This is a genomic window from Streptomyces sp. SID13666 (assembly GCF_010548325.1).
Taxonomy (GTDB): domain Bacteria; phylum Actinomycetota; class Actinomycetes; order Streptomycetales; family Streptomycetaceae; genus Actinacidiphila; species Actinacidiphila fildesensis.
In genome coordinates this window covers 1-20,484 of record NZ_JAAGLX010000010.1, presented here as the reverse complement: position 1 = coordinate 20,484, position 20,484 = coordinate 1, and the positions used below count along the sequence as shown (strand labels likewise).

Below are 20,484 nucleotides of genomic sequence, written 5' to 3'. Positions count from 1 at the left end.
GGTCGCTGCCCTGTTCCGGTGCCAGCATTTACTGGTATCCGTACGTTGCTCCGGATCATGGCACCCCTCGCAGATAGGCTCTCTCCGGGATTGATGCGTAGGTGACCGTAGAGCACGGATGACCGCCGCCACGCGGCGGCGAAGGAAGCAGGAGCTGGGATGACGACGGTGCACGACGTCCTGAAGGTGATCCGCACGACGTCGAAGGACAACCACGAGCGTGGAACACGCTTCGAACGGCTCATGGTGAAGTTCCTCCGCACCGATCCGCAGTGGAACGAGCAGTTCAGTCAGGTCTGGCTGTGGGCCGACTGGCCGGGCACCGCGGCAAACAAGAAGGACACCGGAATCGACCTGGTGGCCCAAGATCGGGAGACGGGTGGCCTCTGCGCCATCCAATGCAAGTTCTACGAGCCCATGCACACGGTGCAGAAGCCGGACATAGACTCCTTCCTGGCAGCCTCGGGCAAGGGCGGCTTCACCCGGCGCATGATCATCTCCACGACGGAGAAGTGGGGCCCGAACGCAGAGGACACCATGGCTGGCCAGCAGCCACCGGTTACCCGCCTCGGCCTGTCCGGCATCGCCGCGAGCCCGATCGAATGGCATCTGCCGACCCAGTCCGAGGCAACTTTCGCAGTCGACCTGAAACTGCATAAGAAGAAGAAGCCGCTACCGCACCAGTGCGAGGCGATCGACGACGTATTCGCCGGCTTCGTAGAGAACGATCGCGGCAAGCTGATCATGGCTTGCGGCACCGGCAAGACCTTCACCAGCCTGAAGATCGCCGAACGGCTGCAGAAGGAGCGCGCCCAGGCCGGCCAGGGCGAACACACCACAGTGCTGTTCCTGGTGCCCTCGATCGCTCTGCTCTCGCAGACGCTGCGGGAGTGGTCCTCAGAGACTCAGGTCACGCTGCGCCCGTTCGCCGTCTGCTCCGACGTCAAGGTCGGGAAGCAGCAGGCCGCGAACGACAGTCAGGACATGGCAGCGCACGACCTAGCCCTGCCAGCCACGACAGACCCGGACAAGCTGATCAAACAGATCGCCAGCGTGGCGGCGGGTCCGGGCTTGACCGTGGTCTTCTCCACTTATCAGTCGATCGACACTATCGCTGCTGCGCAGAAGAAGGGTCTGGACCGGTTCGACTTGGTTCTGTGCGACGAGGCCCACCGTACGACCGGCTTCACCATCGCAGGCGCCGACGAGTCTGCGTTCGTGCGCATCCACGACGACGGCTACCTCGGCAGCGACCGCCGGGTGTACATGACGGCCACTCCACGCATCTACAACGAGGACACCCAGCAGCAGGCCAAGGACTCCAGCGCCGCGGTTGCCTCGATGGACAGCGAGGAACTGTACGGACCGGAGTTCCACCGCCTCGGCTTCGGCAAGGCCGTCGAAGAGGGACTGCTGGCCGACTACAAGGTCCTGATCCTCGCCGTGGACGAAGGTGTAGTCGCTAAGACCCTCCAGCAGGGCTTCGCCGGCGGAGCCTCCGAGCTGAATCTGGACGACGCCGCGAAAATCATCGGCTGCTGGAATGCCATGGCCAAGCGGACCGGAACCTTCGCCGACGGCGCCAGCTTCGGCAAAGACGAGGCCCCGATGAAGCGCGCCGTCGCCTTCGCCCGCTCTATCGCCGACTCCCAGGCCATCGCTGAGAACTTCAACGCCATCGTCGACGCCTACGACGAAGGCGACGACGAAGTGCTGCACTGCGAGGTCGAGCACGTCGACGGCACGTTCAACACGTTGCGCCGTAACCAGCGACTGGACTGGCTCAAGGAGGACCCGGGGCCCGCGAACGCACGGATCCTGTCCAACGCCCGCTGCCTCTCCGAGGGCGTTGATGTCCCCAGCCTGGACGCGGTGCTCTTCCTGCACCCTCGCAACTCAGTGGTCGATGTCGTCCAGTCGGTCGGCCGAGTCATGCGCCGAGCCGAGGGAAAGTCGTACGGGTACATCATCCTGCCGGTTGCCGTTCCCGCCGGAATGCCACCGGCGCAGGCGCTCGCCAACAACGATCGCTTCCGCACAGTCTGGCAGGTCTTGCAGGCATTGCGTGCCCACGACGAACGCTTCAACGCCACCGTCAACCAGATCTCGCTCAACCAGCAGCCGCCGCAGAACATCGGCATCGGGGTCGTCGGTCCAGGCGACGAAGCCGTTGGTGACCAGGACGGCTCCACCACCCCGACCGAGGCCCAGAACGCGCAGCAGCAGGAAGCCCAAGGCGCGCAGTACGTTCAGGATGAGCTGCTCAAGCTCGAGAACTGGCGCGAAGCGATCTACGCCCGCATCGTCGAGAAGGTCGGGCAGCGCCAATACTGGGAGTTGTGGGCGAAGGACGTTGCTGCCATCGCCCAAGCGCATGTCACCCGCATCAAGGCTGCGCTACAAATGAGCGACAAGCGGGCCGCGTTCGAGGAGTTCCTCAACGAACTCCGGGCGACCATAAACCCCGGCGTCACCGCGACCGACGCCATCGACATGCTCGCCCAGCACATCGTCACCAAGCCTGTCTTCGACGCCCTCTTCAGCAGCTACGCGTTCACCGAGCACAACCCGGTGTCCCAGGCCATGCAGAAGATGCTGGACGTCCTCGACGACCAGGGCCTGGAGACGGAGACCAAGACCCTGGAGGACTTCTACAACTCGGTCCGGGTGCGCGCCAAGGGCATCGACAATCACGCCGGTCGCCAGCAGGTCATCGTCGAGCTGTACGACAAGTTCTTCAAGACCGCGCTACCGAAGACCGCCGACGCACTCGGCATCGTCTACACCCCGGTCGAGGTCGTCGACTTCATTGTTCACTCGACCGAACAGGCCCTCAACAAGCACTTCGGCCGCTCATTGACCGACGAAGGCGTCCACGTCATCGACCCCTTCGTGGGCACCGGCACCTTCCCGGTCCGACTCCTCCAGTCCGGCCTGATCAAGCCCGACGATCTGCTCCGCAAGTACACCACCGAACTCCACGCCAACGAGATCGTGCTGCTGGCCTACTACATCGCCGCTGTCAACATCGAGGCCGCGTACCACGAACTGGCTGAGGCCGAATCGGAGTACCAGCCGTTCGAGGGCATCGTCCTGACTGACACCTTCCAACTGGCCGAGGGCGGGTCCGCCAAGCTCGACGGTATGGACGTCCTGGAAGGCAACAGCGAACGGGCGAAGAAACAGAAGGCCCAGCCAATCACCGTGGTCGTCGGCAACCCACCGTACTCGGTGGGGCAGGACAGCCAGAACGACGACAACCAGAACCTCAAATACGAGACGCTGGACTCACGCATCCAGCAGACCTACGCGGCTTTGTCTACAGCCAAGAACAAGAACTCGCTGTACGACTCCTACATCCGCGCCATCCGCTGGGCGTCCGACCGGATTCAAGACGAAGGCGTCGTCGCCTTTGTCTCCAATGGCGGCTACATCGACGGGAATACGGCTGACGGTCTACGCAAGTCCTTGGTGGAAGAATTCGACGCGATCTACTGCTATAACCTCCGCGGCAATCAGCGCACCGCGGGGGAACTCTCACGCAAGGAAGGCGGCAAGATTTTCGGATCCGGCAGCCGCAACACCGTCGCTATCCTCATTCTGGTCAAGGGCGCTGGTGCCAGCGCCGAAGCAGATTGCGCCTTGCACTATCGCGACATCGGCGACTATCTGACCCGCGAGGAAAAGCTGAACATCCTCAAGTCGCAGGGGCTGGACACGGTGGCTTGGTTGCAGCTGGCGCCTAACACCGACGGCGACTGGATCAATCAGCGAAACGAGAAGTTCGCGGAGTTTCAGGCCGTTGGCGACAAGGACAAGATCGCCCGCACCAAGACCGTCTTTGGACTCTTCTCAAGCGGACTAAAGACCGGCCGCGACGCCTGGGCTTACAACTTCTCTCGGCCGCAACTGAGTGAGAACGTCAAGGCGTCAGTGAACTTTTACAACGAGCAGGTCAAGGGATTTGCGAAGTATTGCGACACTCAGAAGATCACGGACCCGAAGGCCGCAGACGCGGAAAAATTCATCGACTACGATGCCACCCAGATCAGCTGGAATCGCGCGGACAAGGCCAACGTCGCGAAGGGCACGCTTTACGCTTTTGATGACCAGCGGCTGTTTGTCTCTGCTTACCGCCCCTTCACAAAGCAACATGTCGCATTCGATGCACGACTGAACGACATGGTTTACCAGCTCGCCCGGCTGTTCCCGACGCCGGAGCACGAGAACTTCGGTATCTACAACGTCGGCATGGGGTCAGCCGTCCCCTTCTCGGTGCTCATGCTGAACGCCGTTCCAGACCTTCATGTGACCGGCGCTGGAAGCGGAGGCCAGTTCTTCCCCCGTTACACCTATCGCGAGCTCGGCCAAGGTGACGATCTGTTCGCCGCAGCCGAGGCTGATGACGGTTACGAGCGCGTCGACAACATCACCGATGCCGTGCTCGCTACGTACCGCGAGACCTACGCCGACCCCGACATCACTGCAGACGATATCTTCTTCTACACCTATGCCCTGCTCCACTCACCGGCGTACCGCGAGCAGTTCGCGGCCGACCTCAAGAAGTCCCTCCCGCGCATCCCCAAGGTGCAGGACTTCTACAGTTTCGCCGCAGCTGGCCGCGCCCTCTCCGAACTCCACCTCGGTTACGAGCAGGCGGAGCCGTATGCGGGGATCGTCGAGCAGGTCTCCGGCGCAACATCGGCGACCCCGCCCAGCGAGCTGTTCCGGGTCGGCAAGAAGATGAAGTTCCTTCGGGTGAAAAGCCAGGTCGACCGCACCGCCATCGTCTACAACCCCAGGGTCACCCTCACGAACATCCCTGAGGAGGCGTACCGCTACCAGCTTGGCGCCCGCTCCGCGATCGAGTGGATCATCGACCGCTACTGGGTGAAGACGGACAAGGACTCAGGGATCGTCAACGACCCAAACGACTGGTCCGAGGAACCCCGCTACGTCGTCGACTTGCTCAAGCGCATCGTCACGGTCAGCCTGGAGACGATGAAGATCGTCGATGCTCTGCCCCCGCTCGACATCATCGAGTGACCTGAGCGCCTACCACTAGTTGAAGGGGTTAAGACTGTGTGCTATGTGGTTCGTGGAGATTGCTTGGGAGAAATCCGGGAGAGGATCTTGGTCGGGCTCTCCCGGAGGGAGGGGAACCGCACCCGCCTGCTCAGGGCGTCACCCCACTCACGCTCACGTGCGCGTTCGCGAACTCGGCGCCGTGTGTTTTGAGCCGCGCCACTGATTCGTCTCAGAAACCGGCCGAGCACCAGACAACAACAGTCACGTGAGGACCAGTTGCGAGCCGAGTCTGGCCACAGGGCGTCATCCGGCGCATGGGTAGGCGACACCAGAGGCGGCCACGCCAGCATGGATTCCGCAGTCGTGCACGAGAACCCGGTGTAGCGGAAGGCGAAGCCCATGGCCAAGCTCACGGAGGAGCAGCGTCTTCAGCGAGCTGCCAAACGTGCTCTACGCTCGGCGCTCGATTCCGAAGCGGATGACCAGCGGCGCCGCGAGCGGGATGAGCGGTGGAAGCGAGAAGGTACACACCTCAGCTGGGCGGAGCACATGGCCGGTGAGCCATGCCGAGGTTGCGGACAGCCCATGCAGGACGGACTGGGGAGTTGGCCGCCCCTCATGAAGTTGTCCGAGTCGGAGAAGCGCGAGTACGAGGAGGCCGACCGGAGGTTCCGCCAGCGGCACGCCGACTGCCGGGATGCGCGGTGGACCATCAGCGGTTCTCGGGTGACGCATTGCTGTTTCTGTTGCCCGTCGCCGCCGATGGGGCCGAAGCAGATCGAGGACCTCTCCAAACTGTTCGCTTCCTGGCCCTCACGGGAGGAACGCAAGAAGGCTCTCGACACCTGGAACCTCAACCTCCGTTGCGACCATGTAGTGCCACACATTCAGCATCGAGAACAGAGCTACGTTTCCGCCCGCGTCGTCGACTGCCCGGAATGCGGGGAGCGTCGCGGAGTGGTGAGTAGTGAGCGGGTAGGGCCGGCGTACAACGATGACGGGACCATTCGTGAGCGTGCGGCGGCTGATCGGGAGCGGCTCGCCCAGGAGCTGGCGGCTGCCGAGGCGAAGCTGGCCCGTCAGCAGAAGAACACTGCGGCAACCCAGCGTCGCATCACCGAGATCCAGGAAATGCTCCGCAATGATTCCTGATGAAACGAAGTAGTCGGCGTCGACGCATCATTTCCCGGTATCGCCTGCGGTGGGTTACTGGCCGTGAGCCTTCGTGAGTCGAGGTGTCAGGACTCGGCGGCCGAATCACGACCGGGCCAGTGCTTCGGCGGGGCTACGGCCGGGTCCGTGATCTGGAGGCGCTTCTGTCGGGTCGGGTCGATCGATGTCAGAGAGACGAGACGCTGGCCGTCAGCTGCTTCGAGTTCCGACAGAGCATGGGGAAGAGCCGCGCAGATGGTGGCAATTGCTGTGCCCAGGCCCACCAGGCCACCATGCTTGTTGTTCTGGCGGTACTCGATGCGATGCAGGCCCGACGTTGCGATGGCTGTCACTTCGAGCGGCCGGCTGAGCTGCTTGGTGTCATTGGTGATGACGACGTTGAAGCCCTCGGCCTTGGCCTTTGCGTACAACTCGATGTCCTTGGTGCCCGTCCAGCCCTTGAGCTCGTGGACATGGACGACGTCATGTGCCTTCAGTAGGATTCGCACGATCTCGGCCATAGGCCGAGGCACATTCTCGTCGAGCAGCAGTTTCAAGCGCCGACCTGCCGGGGCTCGCTGCTGCCGTAGCTGTCGACGTACTCGCTGAAGTCGGCCGCGTCACGGGCGGCCTCAGCCGTCACGCCTGGGTAGAACTCACCGATCTGGTCCGGTGGGACGCCGTCCCGCACAAGAGCAGCGACATCCGATGCAGGGACCCTGGTGCCTTGGATGACCGGCTCTCCGCCTCGGACCGACTCGTCGACCGCGACGTGTTCACGAGGTGTGAGCAGAGCGGGAATACTGCGGCCGTCCCTATAGAAGGGGGCGAGAACATCGACCATCTGATGGATGACCACGTTGCCGCCCTTGATCAGGTCCACAGCGTAGTCGGGCTCGGCCAGGTAAATCGTGTCCGGGCCCGCGACGAGTTTGTACGAGGAGAGGTGCTCCCACTCGCCTAGGTCTTCCCGGAGAGTGTTCAGCGCACGGCGAATCTTTTGCAACGAAGTCTCTTCGCGCATCTGTACGCAGATGCGGAGTGCCACAACGTCACGGAACGAGTAGAGGATCGGCCGCTCGATGGAGATCTCGGGCACGAGCACGGCGCCCTTGGGCCCGGAGGCTCGGCGCCAGTGGGACAGCTGACGCAATGTGGCGCCGGAAAGAGCCGCAGCGAGTTTGGGTTCGTACGACACCGCGTGCCTCCTTCCGCCCATGGATACGCGCCTGAACGTACCCCATTCTCCTAGAAGCCACTCGGAACGGAAGCCGAAGGGCCCGTTCAGGGTGGGCCTGACACGCTCCGTTGTCGCACAAGCCTCTGCTGCGGGAACCGGCACAAGCCCGGTCTCCTGCAGCTGACGACCGGGCCCGACCCTTCCGAGGCGGTCCCCGTCCGGGCTTCGCGCTTGCTCGTAGGAGCCGATAAGGGCATCCACCAGTAGTGTGGAGAGCCACCGTGCGGCGGGCGTCGTGTGGCGGGCGTCGGGCGTCGAGCGTCGAGCGTCGAGCGTCGAGCGTCGAGCGTCGAGCGTCGAGCGATGTTTCCAGCTCGGCGAGGCGGAGCAATAGCCGCTTTCGGTCTGGGAGCCATCTGGGAGCCAACCCGCTCCCCGAGCCCCTTCAAGACCACCCGAGACCACCGCACCCCAACGCCCTGACCAGGTAAAACCGCAAACTACCCGGTGCCGATCCCGCCCGGACCTCATTCGGGACGAAGAGGCCGTGGGTTCAAATCCCGCCACCCCGACTGGTGACACTGCAGTTCAGGGCCCTGATCATCATTGATGATCAGGGCCCTGACTCGTTTCCGGGGGCGGAAAAGGCCGGGCTCTTCGGTGATCTCTCACCTACAGTCGCTGCGGCGGGGGCAGCGGGGTCGGTGCAGGGAGATTCTTGTGGGCAGGGTCGAGACGATCGCGGGAGCCATGGCGGCCGCGGTGGGGCATCTTGGGGTGCAGCGGGATCAGACGCGGTTCCGGGTGGGGCTGGTGGACGGCTGGGGGATTCCCGCCGGGGCCTCGGTGCTGGAAGTCGGGTGCGGGCAGGGGGACATGACCGCGGTGCTCGCGGACGCGGTCGGGCCCGGCGGGCGGGTGGTCGGGGTGGACATCGCGGAGCCTTCGTACGGCAGTCCGGTCACGCTGGGCGAGTCGGCGGCGTTCCTGGCGGCCGGGCCGCTCGGGTCGCGGATCGACATCCGGTTCGGCGTCGATGTCCTCGACGAGGCGGTCTCGTTCCCGGACGACGCGTTCGACCACGTCGTGCTGTCGCACTGCTCCTGGTACTTCGCTTCCCTCGACCAGCTGCTCAGGACGCTGACGCGCGTCCGACCGTGGGCGCGGCGGCTGTGTTTCTCGGAGTGGGATCTGCGTCCGCGGGGTGTGGAGCAGCTGCCGCATCTGCTCGCCGTGCTCGTGCAGGGCCATGTCGAGGCGGTCGGGGCGAGGGGCGAGGGGAACGTGCGGACGCCGTTCTCGCACGAGGCTCTGCTGCGGATTCTCGCGGAGGCCGGGTGGCGGGTGGCGTCGGAGCAGGACGTGGACACGACGGGTCTGCAGGACGCCGACTGGGAGGTGGACGCCGCGCGGCGGATGGCCGGCTCCGACGAGCGGTTCGCGGATCTGTCGCCGCTGGCGCGGGAGTTCCTCATCAGCCAGCTCGATGTGCTCGGCTCCCTCGCGAAGAGCAAGGGCAACGAGCCGCTGCCGTCGTACGCCCTCACCGCGGATCGCGCCTGACGGGCTCTCGCCCCCCGGGCTCCGGTGAGGGGTGCTCGGGGGCATGGCCTTCATCTTCCTCATGACGCTGCCGGGTCTGGTGGTCCGCTGACGGTCGCCGCGTTCGTCGATATGACGCTGCCGGGTCTGGTGGTCCGCTGACGGTCGCCGCGTTCGTCGATCAGGCGATGCTGCGGGCCAGGCGGGCCGGGCGGGCCGGGATGCTGCCGTGGCGGGGGGCCGGACGGCAGGGCCAGGTGGCGTCGACGGGGTTCGAGCTGTTGCACGCGACACTGTCGGCGGGCAAGCAGGAGGAGCTCAAGCAGCGCAGGACGTCGCCGGCGCTGCGCGACGAGGAGGGGGACGGGGCACCGCCCCGGTCGCGGATCGATCCGGACGGCGGGACGGCCGTCCTCCGGATCCCGCCGGGCTAGGGCTGGGGCAGGTCCGGCGCGCGGGAAGCCCGCAGCGAGTACATCAGTGGCACGCGCGGGGTGCCCGGCGGATGCCGGTAGAAGCCGTCGCCCCTCCCGGAGGATCCCTGCCCGTCGCGTTCGAGCGTCCCGAAGCGCTGGAAGAGCGTCGCGTCATGCTCGTGCAGGAACTCCAGCCGGAACCCGGTGGCGGCGATCGCGGTGACGACGTCACCGAGGGTGTGCGCCCACTCCACCGTGCGGTTGTTCACCGTCGGGGCGTCGAAGTCCGCGTAGGTGCCCGGGGCTTCGTCGACCCAGGCGTCGCGAGTGAAGTAGTCGTGGGCGATCCGGGAGCCCGATTCGTCGTCGAGGGCGTCCGTCAGCGGGTGGAACTCGGCGAGGTACAGGAAGCCGCCCGGCGCGACGAGGGACGCGGCGGTCTCGGCCCAGCGGACGATGTCGGGGAGCCGGCACAGGGCGCCGGTGCCGGTGTAGACGATGTCGTACGAGGAGTCGGGGACGGCCTCGGCCGCGTCGTACACGTCGGCGGCGACGAAGGACGCCCGGTCGGGCGGGAGCCCCAGGTCGGCGGCCAGCTCGCGGGCGGCGTCGACGGCGGGCTCGGAGAAGTCCAGGCCGACGACCCGGGAGGCGCCGCGGAGCGCCCAGGAGAGGGTGTCGAGGCCGAGGCCGCACTGCAGGTGCAGCAGCGACTTCCCGGTGACCGATCCCACCTCCGCCGCCTCGAAGGGGCGGATCACGTCCTGGCCGGCCCGGAAGGTGTCCGGATCGTAGGACTCGCTCGCCGTGTGGATCGGAACGCTTCCCCTACCTCCGGCTGGGGAGACCCCAACGTCCCACCTGGCGCGATCGGTCTCCCGCCGGTCCGCCGGGGTCCTCGTGTACATGGGGAGTGACGATAGTCGGGGTGAAGGCGGCCGGCCATCGGGTTTGATGGAGGCATGAGTGATGTCACGGCTGCCATGCCGGAATGGGAAAAGCGGTTCCGGGCGCCTCGGGTGGGGCTGCCCGAGTGGGCGGAGGACGCGCCGCAGCGCTGCCTCTTCGTGTCGAACGCCACCGGCACGTACGAGCTGTACGCCTGGGACCGGACCACCGGCGAACGCCGCCAGGCCACGGACCGGCCGAACGGGACGACGGAGGGCACGCTGTCCCGCGACGGCGAGTGGGTGTGGTGGTTCTCGGACACCGACGGGGACGAGTTCGGGGTGTGGATGCGCCAGCCGTTCGGCGGCGGCGAGGACGAGCCGGCCACGCCGGGACTCGACGCCTCGTACCCGGCCGGGCTGGCGCTCGGCGCGGACGGCACCGTCGTGATCGGCCGGTCGACGGACGACGAGGGCACGTCCGTCCACGTCGTGCGGCCGGGCGCCGCACCGGTCGAGATCTACCGGCACGCGGAGTCGGCCGGGGTCGGCGACCTGTCGGAGGACGGCACGCTGCTCGTCATCGAGCACACCGAGCACGGCGACGCGATGCACGGCGCGCTGCGCGTGGTGCGGCTCGACGGCTCGACCGTCGCCGAGCTGGACGACTCCCGCGGCGGCACCGAGGAACTCGGTCTCGACTGCCTGGGCTTCGCTCCCGTGGCCGGGGACACCCGGCTGCTCGTCGGGCACCAGCGCGCCGGGCGCTGGCTGCCGATGGTGTGGGACGTGACGACCGGCGAGGAGACCGCGCTGGCGATCGACCTGCCGGGCGATGTCTCCGCCGAGTGGTATCCGGACGGTTCGGCGCTGCTCGTCGTGCACTCGTACCAGGCGCGCAGCGAGATGTTCCGCTACGACCTGGCCGCCGGTGCGCTGCTCCGGCTGGAGACCCCGCAGGGAACGGTGAGCAACGCCACCGCGCGCCCCGACGGGTCCGTGGAGTACCTGTGGTCGTCGGCGCAGCTGCCGCCGGTCGTGCGGTCCACGACGGGCGGGATCGTGCTGGAGGCGCCGGGTCTCAAGGCCCCGGACTCCGTGCCGGTCGAGGACGTGTGGGTGGACGGCCCCGGCGGGCCGGTGCACGCCCTCGTCCAGAAGCCCGAGGGCGACGGGCCCTTCCCGACGGTCTTCGAGGTGCACGGCGGCCCCGCCTGGCACGACTCCGACGCCTTCGCGGCCGGGCCCGCGGCCTGGGTCGACCACGGCTTCGCCGTCGTACGGCTCAACTACCGCGGCTCCACCGGCTACGGGCGCGAGTGGACGGACGCGCTCAAGCACCGCGTCGGGCTGATCGAGCTGGAGGACGTCGCGGCGGTCCGCGAGTGGGCCGTCGGCTCGGGGCTGGCCGATCCGGCGAAGCTGGTGCTCTCCGGCGGCTCGTGGGGCGGCTATCTGACGCTGCTGGGGCTCGGCACCCAGCCCACCGCCTGGACGGCGGGGCTCGCGGCGGTCCCGGTGGCCGACTACGTCGCCTCGTACACCGACGAGATGGAGGCGCTGAAGTCCCTGGACCGCACGCTCTTCGGCGGCTCGCCCGCCGAGGTTCCTGAGCGGTACGAGGCCTCGTCGCCGATCACGTACGTCGAGCGGGTGACCGCGCCGGTGTACCTCTCGGCGGGCATGAACGACCCGCGGTGCCCGATCCGGCAGATCGACAACTATGTCGAGCGGCTGGTGTCGCTGGGGAAGGTGCACGAGGTGTACCGGTACGACGCGGGGCACGGTTCGCTCGTCGTCGAGGAGCGGATCAAGCAGGTTCGCCTGGAGCTGGCCTTCGCGATGAAGCACGCGCTCTGACCGGGTGGGTCCTCAGTCGCCGGGCAGGGCTTCTTCCAGCTTGCCCGGCGCCGCCGCGTTCTCAGCATTCTCAGGGTTCTCAGCGGCCGGGTCCTGGTCCGGGATGAGGCCCAGCGCGGTGTCCTCGCGGAGTTCCGCCTCGCGGCGGACCAGCCGGAACCACATGAAGACCACGAAGCCGGCGAAGACGAACCACTCGCCGGTGTAGCCCAGGTTCTGGAAGGCCTTGAGGTCGAGCCCGGTGTTGCTGGGGGCCGCCGGGGGCACCGGCTCGAGCGGGGCGGTGGCGTCGGTGACCGTGATCCAACCGCTGTAGACCTCGTACGGCAGCACGTTGACGAGCGACGCGGCACTGATCATCCCGAGCTGGCCCTGCGGCAGCCCGCCGGCGGACTGGACGCCCTGGGTGCCGGTGTTCTCGGGGGGCTGCAGGGCGCCGGAGACGGTGACGTCGCCCGCGGGCGCCGCCGGGATGGCGGCGGGCGTCGCGGACGAGGCCTCGCCGGGCAGCCAGCCGCGGACGACGGGCAGCGCCGCGCCGCCCGCCGTACGCAGCGGGGTGAGCACGTAGTAGCCGGTGCGGTCGCCGAGGTCACGGCCGGGGACCAGGAGCTGGTGGCCGGTGTCGTAGCGGCCGGTCGCGGTGACCGTGCGGCCGGTGGTGTCCTGGGTGACCTGCGCCTTGGTGTCCGGGAGGACGGTGGCCAGTGGGACCGGGGCGGCGGACGCGGCGGCCTTCGGGGCCCGCTCGGCCACGTGGTGGCTGTTCATCCGGTCCTCGAAGCGGCTCAGCTGCCAACTGCCCATGAAGACGCAGAACGGCACGGCGAGCACGACGAAGAGGTGGACTCCCAGCCAGCGCGGGGTCAGCAGAAACCGGTACACGCCTCAACGGTACGGGGAGCGGGGCCGGCCGACGCCACCGGGCCCGCGGCCCGGTACTCCGCGGCCCTCCCGCGCCACGCCTCGCCCCGCCTCGCCTACTGAGGTGTGAGGGCCGTCGTCTTGTAGATCGTCCCGGCGCACGCGTCGGGGATCGTCGTGTCGGCCACGGCCGGCGCCCCCGCCTCCGGGGTGTGGCTGACCTCGACGCTCGCCGGGCCGGGCGTCGGCGGTACATCGGCCGCTGCCGGGGTGTTGTTCGAGGCGCTGGTGCCGTTGTTGCCGCTGCTGGTGCTGCCGCCGGTGGTCGGGGTGGGCGTCGGAGTGGGCGGCGCCGGGCAGCCGTTGGGACCTGCCGCGTCCGGCACCCAGGCGAACCGGACCTCGTACGTGTCGCCCGGCTGGAGGACCAGCGGGGCGGCCGCCACATCCGGCAGTCCGGTGGCCGGATCGCCCGGCGTGTGGTCCAGCACCTGGATCTTCGACGCGTCGGCGCTGCCCTGGGCGATCACGGTGACGGCGCCGCCGCCCTTGACCGTGCAGCCCTGCGCGGAGACGTTCGCGACCCGGAACCAGCCGTACACGTTGCCCTTGGCGTCCGGGGCACCGGTCTTGCTCGCGCCGCTGCCGAGCTGGGAGCGGTCGCAGGCCGGGGCGGTGCGGCCGGCCGAGCCGGTGGGCGTCGGGGCGACCGTGGCACCGTGCTCGTTCGTGGGTGTGGGGGTCGGCGACGGTGTCACCGACGGGGCGGGCTCGCTGCCGGCGCTGGTCCCGGTGTCGGCCGGACCGCCCGAGTCGTCCTGGCTGCTCTCCCCCGTGCCACCGGTGTCCTGCCGCGGCTCGTTGGGGCTGGAGGCGCCGGCCGCGGTGGTGTCCTGCTGGTCCGCGGTGTTCGCGACATGCAGCAGGGCCGGCACGGCGGTACACGCCAGCAGGAACGCGGCGGCGGCGCCGGCCACGGCCTGGCGGCGGCGCGTCCGGCGGGCCGGTACGGCGTGCCGCAGGTGGTCGAGCGCGTCGGGTGCGGGCTTGAGGCCCTTCACCGCGTCCTGCATCAGCCGGCGCAGCGCCAGCTCGTCGAAGCTCGCCCCTGCACCAGGCGGAGTCGTCCCGGACCCGGGCGGAGTCGCCCCGGCCTCAGGCGGAATCGTCCCGGCCCCAGGCGCAGTTGTCCCGGCCCCGGGCAAGGTCATCCCGCCTTCAGCAGGGCTGGTTCTCGCTCCCAAGGGGCTTGATCCCGCCCCCTGAGGGCCGGTTCCGGTGGGCGCTGCGTTGCGCTCGTCGTTCAGTTCTTCGGGAAATTCGCGGTTCTCTGGATCCATGCCACGTGAGTCGTAGGGGGTGGTCATACGGTCGCCTCCATCGCGATGCGAAGCGCCGCGAGGCCACGGGAACCGTATGCCTTCACCGAGCCCAGGGAAATTCCGAGCGTTTCGGCGACCTGTGCCTCGGTCATGTCGGCAAAGTAGCGCAGCACGAGGACTTCGCGCTGACGGCGCTGGAGGGACCGCATGGCGGTCTTGAGCTGGTCGCGCTCCAGGATCTCGTAGGCGCCCTCTTCCGCACTCGCCATGTCGGGCATGGGCTTGGAGAGGAGCTTGAGGCCCAGGATGCGCCGCCGGAGCGCCGACCGGGAGAGATTGACCACCGTCTGCCGCAGGTAGGCGAGGGTCTTCTCGGGGTCACGGACGCGGCTGCGCGCGGAGTGGACGCGGATGAAGGCCTCCTGGACGACGTCCTCGCAGGAGGCCGTGTCGTCCAGCAGCAGCGCGGCGAGGCCGAGCAGCGACCGGTAGTGGGCACTGTAGGTCTCGGTCAGGTGGTCGACCGTGGTGCCGACGGCCATCGTGGCGTCAGCACCCAGCTCGGACGGCACGCGCACGATCGGCCAGGGCGCTATCACGGGCATCCCGCCGGGAGTGCGTGCCCTGCCGGACGTACGGCCGGGCGTACGCGGGCGCGGCACGCGTGTCGGAGCGCCGCCCCGCCCAAGTGCCGTCTCGATACCCAGTGCCTCTGCCACGACTGTTGGACACGCGTCCCCCCGTCAGGGTTGTACGCGCAAGGCGTCGCCTTTGATGTGGCGCCGAATATCCCCATGCGTACCAACTTCTTCCCCAATGCGCCCATTTGCCCAGGCACGAACTGCGCCTGCCCAATACCCCCCGGCACGCAGCACATTAGGGCAGTGCGCTGACACAAAGACGCTCCCCGTCTACTGCCGGTTGCAGCGGTCAGGGAGCGAATTGTCCATTGGTGCGCGACCCACTTCAAGTGGTCCAGACCAAGGAGTGGATCACATCATGTGTGCGAAGCGACGAACTCGGCCGCCACGACTTCGGCAATTTGTGCAGTGTTCAGGGCGGCGCCCTTGCGCAGGTTGTCCCCGCACACGAAGAGTTCCAGCGCGTTCGGATCGTCCATGGAGCGGCGTACCCGGCCGACCCAGGTCGGGTCCGTGCCCACCACATCGGCGGGGGTGGGGAACTCGCCCTCGGCGGGATTGTCGGTCACGACGACCCCGGGAGCGCTCCGCAGGATCTCGTGCGCCTTCTCCACGGTCACCTCGTTCTCGAACCGCGCGTGCACCGACAGCGAGTGCGTCGTGATGACCGGCACCCGTACGCAGGTCGCGGTGACACGCAGCTCCGGCAGGCCGAGGATCTTCCGTGACTCGTCCCGGACCTTGAGCTCCTCCGAGGACCAGCCGTCCTCCCGCAGCGAGCCGGCCCACGGCACCACGTTGAGCGCGAGCGGCGCCGGGAAGGGACCGAAGTCGCCGACCGTGCGCCGTACATCGCCCGGCTGGGTACCCAGGTGGGTGCCGGCGACCTTGGACAGCTGGTCGCGGAGGGTGTCCACGCCGGACTGGCCCGCGCCGGAAGCCGCCTGGTACGAGGAGATGATCAGCTCGCTGAGCCCGAACTCGGCGTGCAGCGCGCCGATCGCCACGATCATCGACAGCGTCGTGCAGTTGGGGTTGGCGATGATGCCGCGCGGGCGCATCCGCACCGCGTGCGCGTTCACCTCCGGCACCACCAGCGGGACGTCGGGGTCCATCCGGAAGGCTCCGGAGTTGTCCACGACGACCGCGCCCTTGGCGGCGGCGACCGGCGCCCACTGCGCGGACACCTCGTCCGGGACGTCGAACATCGCGACGTCGACGCCCTCGAACGCCTCCTCGCTGAGCACGACGACCTCGGTCTCCACACCGCGCACCACGAGGCGGCGGCCGGCCGACCGCGCGGACGCGACCAGCCGGATCTCGCCCCACACGTCCTGCCGGGTGGAGAGCAGCTCCAGCATCACCGTGCCGACCGCGCCCGTCGCACCGACGACGGCCAGGGTCGGCTTACGGTTCATCGGCCCGTACCGCCGTAGACGACAGCTTCATCACTTTCACTGTCGAGGCCGAACGCGGAGTGCACCGCCTGGACGGCCGGCTTCACGTCGTCGGCCCGGGTGACCACCGAGATGCGGATCTCCGACGTCGAGATCAGCTCGATGTTGACGCCGGCGTTCGACAGCGCCTCGAAGAAGGTCGCCGTGACGCCCGGGTTGGTCTTCATCCCCGCGCCGACCAGCGAGATCTTGCCGATCTGGTCGTCGTAGCGCAGCGAGTCGTACCCGATGCGGTCCTGCGACCTGGTGAGCGCGTCCATCGCCTTGCGGCCCTCGGTCTTGGGGAGGGTGAAGGAGATGTCGGTGAGGCCGGTGGCCGCCGCCGACACGTTCTGGACGACCATGTCGATGTTGACCTCGGCGTCCGCGATGGCACGGAAGATCGTCGCCGCCTCGCCCGGCTTGTCCGGCACCCCGACGACCGTGATCTTGGCCTCGGACGTGTCGTGCGAAACCCCGGAGATGATCGCCTGCTCCATCGGCTTGCCTCCTAGCGGTGCTTCGTTGCTCACCCAGGTCCCCGGCAGGCCGGAGAAGGACGAGCGGACGTGGATCGGGATGTTGTAACGACGGGCGTACTCGACACAGCGGTGCAGCAGCACCTTCGAACCGGAGCTGGCCAGTTCCAGCATGTCCTCGAAGGAGATCCAGTCCATCTTCTGGGCGCGCTTGACGACCCGCGGGTCGGCGGTGAAGACCCCGTCGACGTCCGTGTAGATCTCGCACACCTCGGCGGCGAGCGCCGCCGCCAGCGCCACCGCGGTCGTGTCGGAACCGCCGCGGCCCAGCGTGGTGATGTCCTTCTTGTCCTGGGACACGCCCTGGAAGCCGGCCACGATCGCGATGTTGCCCTCGTCGAGCGCGGTCCGGATACGGCCGGGCGTCACGTCGATGATCCGTGCCTTGTTGTGGACGGAGTCGGTGATGACCCCGGCCTGGCTGCCGGTGAACGACTGCGCCTCATGACCGAGGTTCTTGATCGCCATCGCCAGCAGCGCCATGGAGATCCGCTCTCCGGCGGTCAGCAGCATGTCGAACTCCCGGCCGGCGGGAATCGGCGACACCTGCTCGGCGAGATCGATCAGCTCGTCCGTCGTATCGCCCATCGCCGACACCACGACAACGACCTGATGGCCGTTCTTCTTGGTGTCCACGATTCGCCGGGCGACGCGCTTGATGCCTTCAGCATCGGCGACGGAGGAGCCTCCGTACTTCTGCACGACAAGGCCCACGTGCGCTCCTCGGGAAGGTCTGGTACTGCGGTCGGCTCAGTCTAACGAGCGGGCCGGGGCGGCCTCCGCGATACCGGATATTGAGACAGGTGGCCCACTCGGTGGGCCACCTGCCCAGGACGGAACGGAATAACCCCAGATCAGGCGCTGGATGCGTGACCGGAGGAAGATCGTCCGGATATCCGACGGCGGGGGTAGCGGGTGCGCGGCTACGGCGTGTCAGCGAGTGACGGGTTGACCGGTTCAGCCGGTGGTGGGCCAGGGTTCGACGGGTGACGGGCCCGGGATCAGCCGGTGACGGGCCCGGGATCAGCCGGCGGCGGACCCGGGATCAGCCGGCGGCGGACCCGGGATCAGCCGGCGGCGGGCTGGGCGCGGACGCCCAGCGGGGTGCCGAGCTCGGCCGCCATGACCTTGCCGGCCTCCTCGGCCAGCCGCTCCTCGTCGTCCGCCGAATCGTCCGTGTCCAGGCCGTCCAGCTCGTCCAGCGGGCTGTCCAGCCGGACGTGGGCGACCAGGGACTGCAGCGCGCGCAGCGAGGCGCTGGCCGTCGGTCCCCAGTTCGACAGGTACGAGAACTGCCACCACCACAGCGCCTCGCTCACGCGGCCGGCGCGGAAGTGCGCGAGGCCGTGCGTGAGATCGGTCACCACGTCGGCCATATCGTCCGAAATCCGGCAGGCGACGGGCGTACTGCGCGGTACGTACGGGTCGAATACCTCCGAGTAGACGTCGATCGGCTCCAGCAGCGCCGCGAGGTGCTGGCGCAGCTCGTCCGCGTCCGGCTCGGGGCCGATGTCCGGCTCGTAGCGCTCGTCCGGAACGATGTCCTCGTGCGCGCCGAGCCGGCCGCCGGCCAGCAGCAGCTGGGAGACCTCCAGCAGCAGGTACGGGACAGCGCTGTCCGGATCGTCGCCCTTGGCGACCTCGCGGACCGAGAGGATGAAACTCTCGATCTGATCGCAGATCTGGACGGCGAAGTCGTCGGGCTCCTGGACGTTCGGATCGCCGAGGTCGCGTTCCGGAGTGCCCGGTGCGCCCTTCGAGTCCTGTGTGGTTACCGCGGTGTCAGACATCGAGCAGTCGTCTCCCTTCGAAGGCACGACCCAGCGTGACCTCGTCGGCATACTCCAGGTCTCCCCCCACGGGCAGACCACTGGCCAGTCGCGTCACCTTCAGCCCCATGGGTTTCACCATGCGGGCCAGGTACGTAGCGGTCGCTTCACCTTCAAGGTTGGGATCCGTCGCCAGAATCAGCTCGGTGACGGTGCCGTCCGCGAGCCGCGTCAGCAGCTCCCGGATCCGTAGATCGTCCGGACCGACGCCCTCGATGGGGCTGATCGCGCCGCCCAGTACGTGGTACCTGCCGCGGAACTCACGGGTGCGCTCGACCGCGACGACATCCTTGGGCTCCTCGACCACGCAGATCACCGCGAGATCGCGGCGCGGGTCACGGCAGACCCTGCACTGGTCGTCCTGCGCGACGTTCCCGCAGATGTTGCAGAACCGCACTTTGGCCTTGACCTCGGCCAGTACGTGCGCGAGGCGCCGCACATCGGCCGGATCCGCCTGCAGGATGTGGAAGGCGATCCGCTGCGCGCTCTTGGGACCCACGCCGGGCAGCCTGCCCAGTTCGTCGATGAGGTCCTGAACCACGCCTTCGTACACGGGGCGCCTTCTTTACGCTAGAACGGCAGGCCGGGCATGCCGCCCAGCCCCTGGGCGAGCGGACCGAGCTTCTGCTGCTGAAGCTCCTGCGCGGTCGCGTTCGCGTTGTGCACGGCGGCGACGACCAGATCGGCCAGCGTCTCCGTGTCCTCAGGATCGACCGCCTTGGGGTCGATGACCAGCCCCCGGAGCTCACCGGCACCAGTCACCGTGGCTGTCACGAGACCGCCGCCCGCAGAACCCTCGACCTCGGCCTCGGCCAGCTCCTGCTGGGCAGCGGCAAGGTCCTGCTGCATCTTCTGGGCCTGCTGGAGCAGCTGCTGCATATTGGGCTGACCACCGGGGATCACGGGTTCACTCCTGCCTCACGACAACGTTGCGCGGTAGGGCGAGCCTACGTGCTCGGACGGCCCTGCGCCCTACGCCGTACGGAGGATCGGACGACGTGACGCGGAACATCGGGCGTCATCAGTCGTTCGGGATCTCCTCGATCACCGTGGCACCCATTTCGCGCACGAAAAGCTCGTATCCGGACAGCGGGGACTCGACCAGATCCACGTCGTCGTCCTCCGGAATGTCGTCCTCCAGGGGCGGCGGCGTCTCGTCCGACATCAATGGCGGCGGCGCGCCCCCGGGCCGTCCGGCGGCCGTCTGAGGCGCGGCATGGGCCGCCTGAGCGGGCCCGCCCTGCGGCGCGGAGGGCCCGGACGAGGCGGAGTGTGCGGACTGTGCGGACGGGGCGGAGGATGCCGGTGGGGCGTATGAGGCGGACGGTGCGGGTGGGGCGGCCGGACGGGACCCGCCGCCGCTTCCACCGCTGCCTCCGCCGCCGAAACCGCCACCCGGGCCGCCGGAGCCACCGGAGCCGCCGGGACCTCCGGAGCCGCCGCCGGCCGTTCCCCCGCCGCCCGACGGGTCCACGATGGCCTCGATCCGCCACTCCACCCCGAGGGCGTCGCTGATCGCCTGCTTGAGAACCTCTTCGCTGCCGCTGTTGGCGAAGCTGTTGCGCGCTCCGGGGTTGTCGAATCCGAGCTGCAGCGTCTGCCCGTCGAAGCCCGCCACCTGCGCGTTGTTCAGCAGGAGCATCCACGTCAGCCTGCGGCGGTTCTTCACCGCCTCCAGAATGTCCGGCCACATCTGCCGTACGCGCGTCGAGTCCCCGGCGAACCCGGACGCCGCCGGGGCGGCGGGGCCGGCGGGCGGCGGTGTCTGGGCGGCCAGGGCGGGGGCCG

Annotated in this window: 16 protein-coding genes and 1 pseudogene; 5 read left to right on the top strand and 12 right to left on the bottom strand. The window is 68.2% G+C overall.

From position 1 onward, the window contains the following. The first annotated feature begins 159 nt into the window (after positions 1-159). Together G3I60_RS15840 and G3I60_RS15835 are read left to right on the top strand one after the other, a co-directional pair. Positions 160-5,046 carry a type ISP restriction/modification enzyme gene (locus G3I60_RS15840; protein WP_164607236.1) on the top strand — a complete coding sequence of 1,629 codons (4,887 nt, stop codon included), beginning with the start codon at positions 160-162 and terminating at the stop codon, positions 5,044-5,046. Between the two features lie 381 nt (positions 5,047-5,427). Further along, positions 5,428-6,180 carry a hypothetical protein gene (locus G3I60_RS15835; protein WP_164607234.1) on the top strand — a complete coding sequence of 251 codons (753 nt, stop codon included), beginning with the start codon at positions 5,428-5,430 and terminating at the stop codon, positions 6,178-6,180. Between the two features lie 86 nt (positions 6,181-6,266). On the opposite strand, the gene G3I60_RS15830 is transcribed toward G3I60_RS15835, so the two are convergent. Both G3I60_RS15830 and G3I60_RS15825 read right to left on the bottom strand, forming a co-directional pair. Continuing rightward, positions 6,267-6,737: a DUF5615 family PIN-like protein gene (locus tag G3I60_RS15830; protein WP_164607232.1), complete on the bottom strand. Its 471-nt coding sequence runs from the start codon at positions 6,735-6,737 to the stop codon at positions 6,267-6,269. Then, entirely contained in the window at positions 6,734-7,378 is a 645-nt protein-coding gene (locus G3I60_RS15825) for a DUF433 domain-containing protein (protein ID WP_164607230.1), read from the bottom strand. Before G3I60_RS15825 ends, G3I60_RS15830 begins: the two co-directional genes overlap by 4 nt. A gap of 732 nt (positions 7,379-8,110) precedes the next feature. Between G3I60_RS15825 and G3I60_RS15820 the strand changes: the two genes are divergently transcribed. Both G3I60_RS15820 and G3I60_RS15815 read left to right on the top strand, forming a co-directional pair. Next, positions 8,111-8,923: a class I SAM-dependent methyltransferase gene (locus G3I60_RS15820; RefSeq protein WP_164295187.1), complete on the top strand. Its 813-nt coding sequence runs from the start codon at positions 8,111-8,113 to the stop codon at positions 8,921-8,923. A gap of 167 nt (positions 8,924-9,090) precedes the next feature. Then, positions 9,091-9,336: a DUF6191 domain-containing protein gene (locus tag G3I60_RS15815; protein ID WP_343241258.1), complete on the top strand. Its 246-nt coding sequence runs from the start codon at positions 9,091-9,093 to the stop codon at positions 9,334-9,336. Here the strand turns inward: G3I60_RS15815 and G3I60_RS15810 are convergent. Further along, complete coding sequence (locus G3I60_RS15810) at positions 9,333-10,226, bottom strand: bifunctional 2-polyprenyl-6-hydroxyphenol methylase/3-demethylubiquinol 3-O-methyltransferase UbiG (RefSeq protein WP_164295166.1); 894 nt, start codon at positions 10,224-10,226, stop codon at positions 9,333-9,335. The two genes, G3I60_RS15815 and G3I60_RS15810, sit on opposite strands and share 4 nt — an antisense overlap. A gap of 54 nt (positions 10,227-10,280) precedes the next feature. Here G3I60_RS15810 and G3I60_RS15805 point away from each other — a divergent pair, with 54 nt between their 5' ends. Next, positions 10,281-12,065, top strand: a complete 1,785-nt coding sequence (locus tag G3I60_RS15805; protein WP_164295167.1) for a prolyl oligopeptidase family serine peptidase — start codon at positions 10,281-10,283, stop codon at positions 12,063-12,065. A gap of 12 nt (positions 12,066-12,077) precedes the next feature. Here the strand turns inward: G3I60_RS15805 and G3I60_RS15800 are convergent, their stop codons facing one another. The 9 genes and pseudogenes from G3I60_RS15800 to G3I60_RS15760 all read right to left on the bottom strand — a co-directional run. Continuing rightward, positions 12,078-12,950, bottom strand: coding sequence for an SURF1 family protein (locus G3I60_RS15800; RefSeq protein ID WP_164295168.1), 873 nt, complete (start codon positions 12,948-12,950; stop codon positions 12,078-12,080). 95 nt (positions 12,951-13,045) lie between these two features. Beyond that, positions 13,046-14,002 carry a hypothetical protein gene (locus G3I60_RS15795; RefSeq protein WP_164295169.1) on the bottom strand — a complete coding sequence of 319 codons (957 nt, stop codon included), beginning with the start codon at positions 14,000-14,002 and terminating at the stop codon, positions 13,046-13,048. A gap of 290 nt (positions 14,003-14,292) precedes the next feature. Further along, positions 14,293-14,856: a SigE family RNA polymerase sigma factor gene (locus G3I60_RS15790; protein ID WP_138359461.1), complete on the bottom strand. Its 564-nt coding sequence runs from the start codon at positions 14,854-14,856 to the stop codon at positions 14,293-14,295. A gap of 392 nt (positions 14,857-15,248) precedes the next feature. Continuing rightward, positions 15,249-16,310 (bottom strand): aspartate-semialdehyde dehydrogenase, encoded by a 1,062-nt coding sequence (locus G3I60_RS15785; protein WP_164295170.1) that lies wholly within the window; start codon positions 16,308-16,310, stop codon positions 15,249-15,251. Continuing rightward, positions 16,307-17,581: an aspartate kinase gene (locus G3I60_RS15780; protein ID WP_138359457.1), complete on the bottom strand. Its 1,275-nt coding sequence runs from the start codon at positions 17,579-17,581 to the stop codon at positions 16,307-16,309. Before G3I60_RS15780 ends, G3I60_RS15785 begins: the two co-directional genes overlap by 4 nt. A 353-nt stretch (positions 17,582-17,934) precedes the next feature. Beyond that, entirely contained in the window at positions 17,935-18,657 is a 723-nt protein-coding gene (locus tag G3I60_RS15775) for a DUF5063 domain-containing protein (RefSeq protein WP_239069879.1), read from the bottom strand. After that, on the bottom strand, positions 18,650-19,249 hold the full coding sequence (recR, locus tag G3I60_RS15770) for a recombination mediator RecR (RefSeq protein ID WP_138359453.1): 600 nt from the start codon (positions 19,247-19,249) through the stop codon (positions 18,650-18,652). The genes G3I60_RS15775 and recR overlap by 8 nt, the downstream gene beginning before the upstream one ends. Before the next feature lie 17 nt (positions 19,250-19,266). Then, complete coding sequence (locus G3I60_RS15765; protein WP_138359451.1) at positions 19,267-19,599, bottom strand: YbaB/EbfC family nucleoid-associated protein; 333 nt, start codon at positions 19,597-19,599, stop codon at positions 19,267-19,269. 118 nt (positions 19,600-19,717) lie between these two features. Further along, positions 19,718-20,484 (bottom strand): annotated as a pseudogene (locus G3I60_RS15760) (DNA polymerase III subunit gamma and tau); the annotation flags it as partial.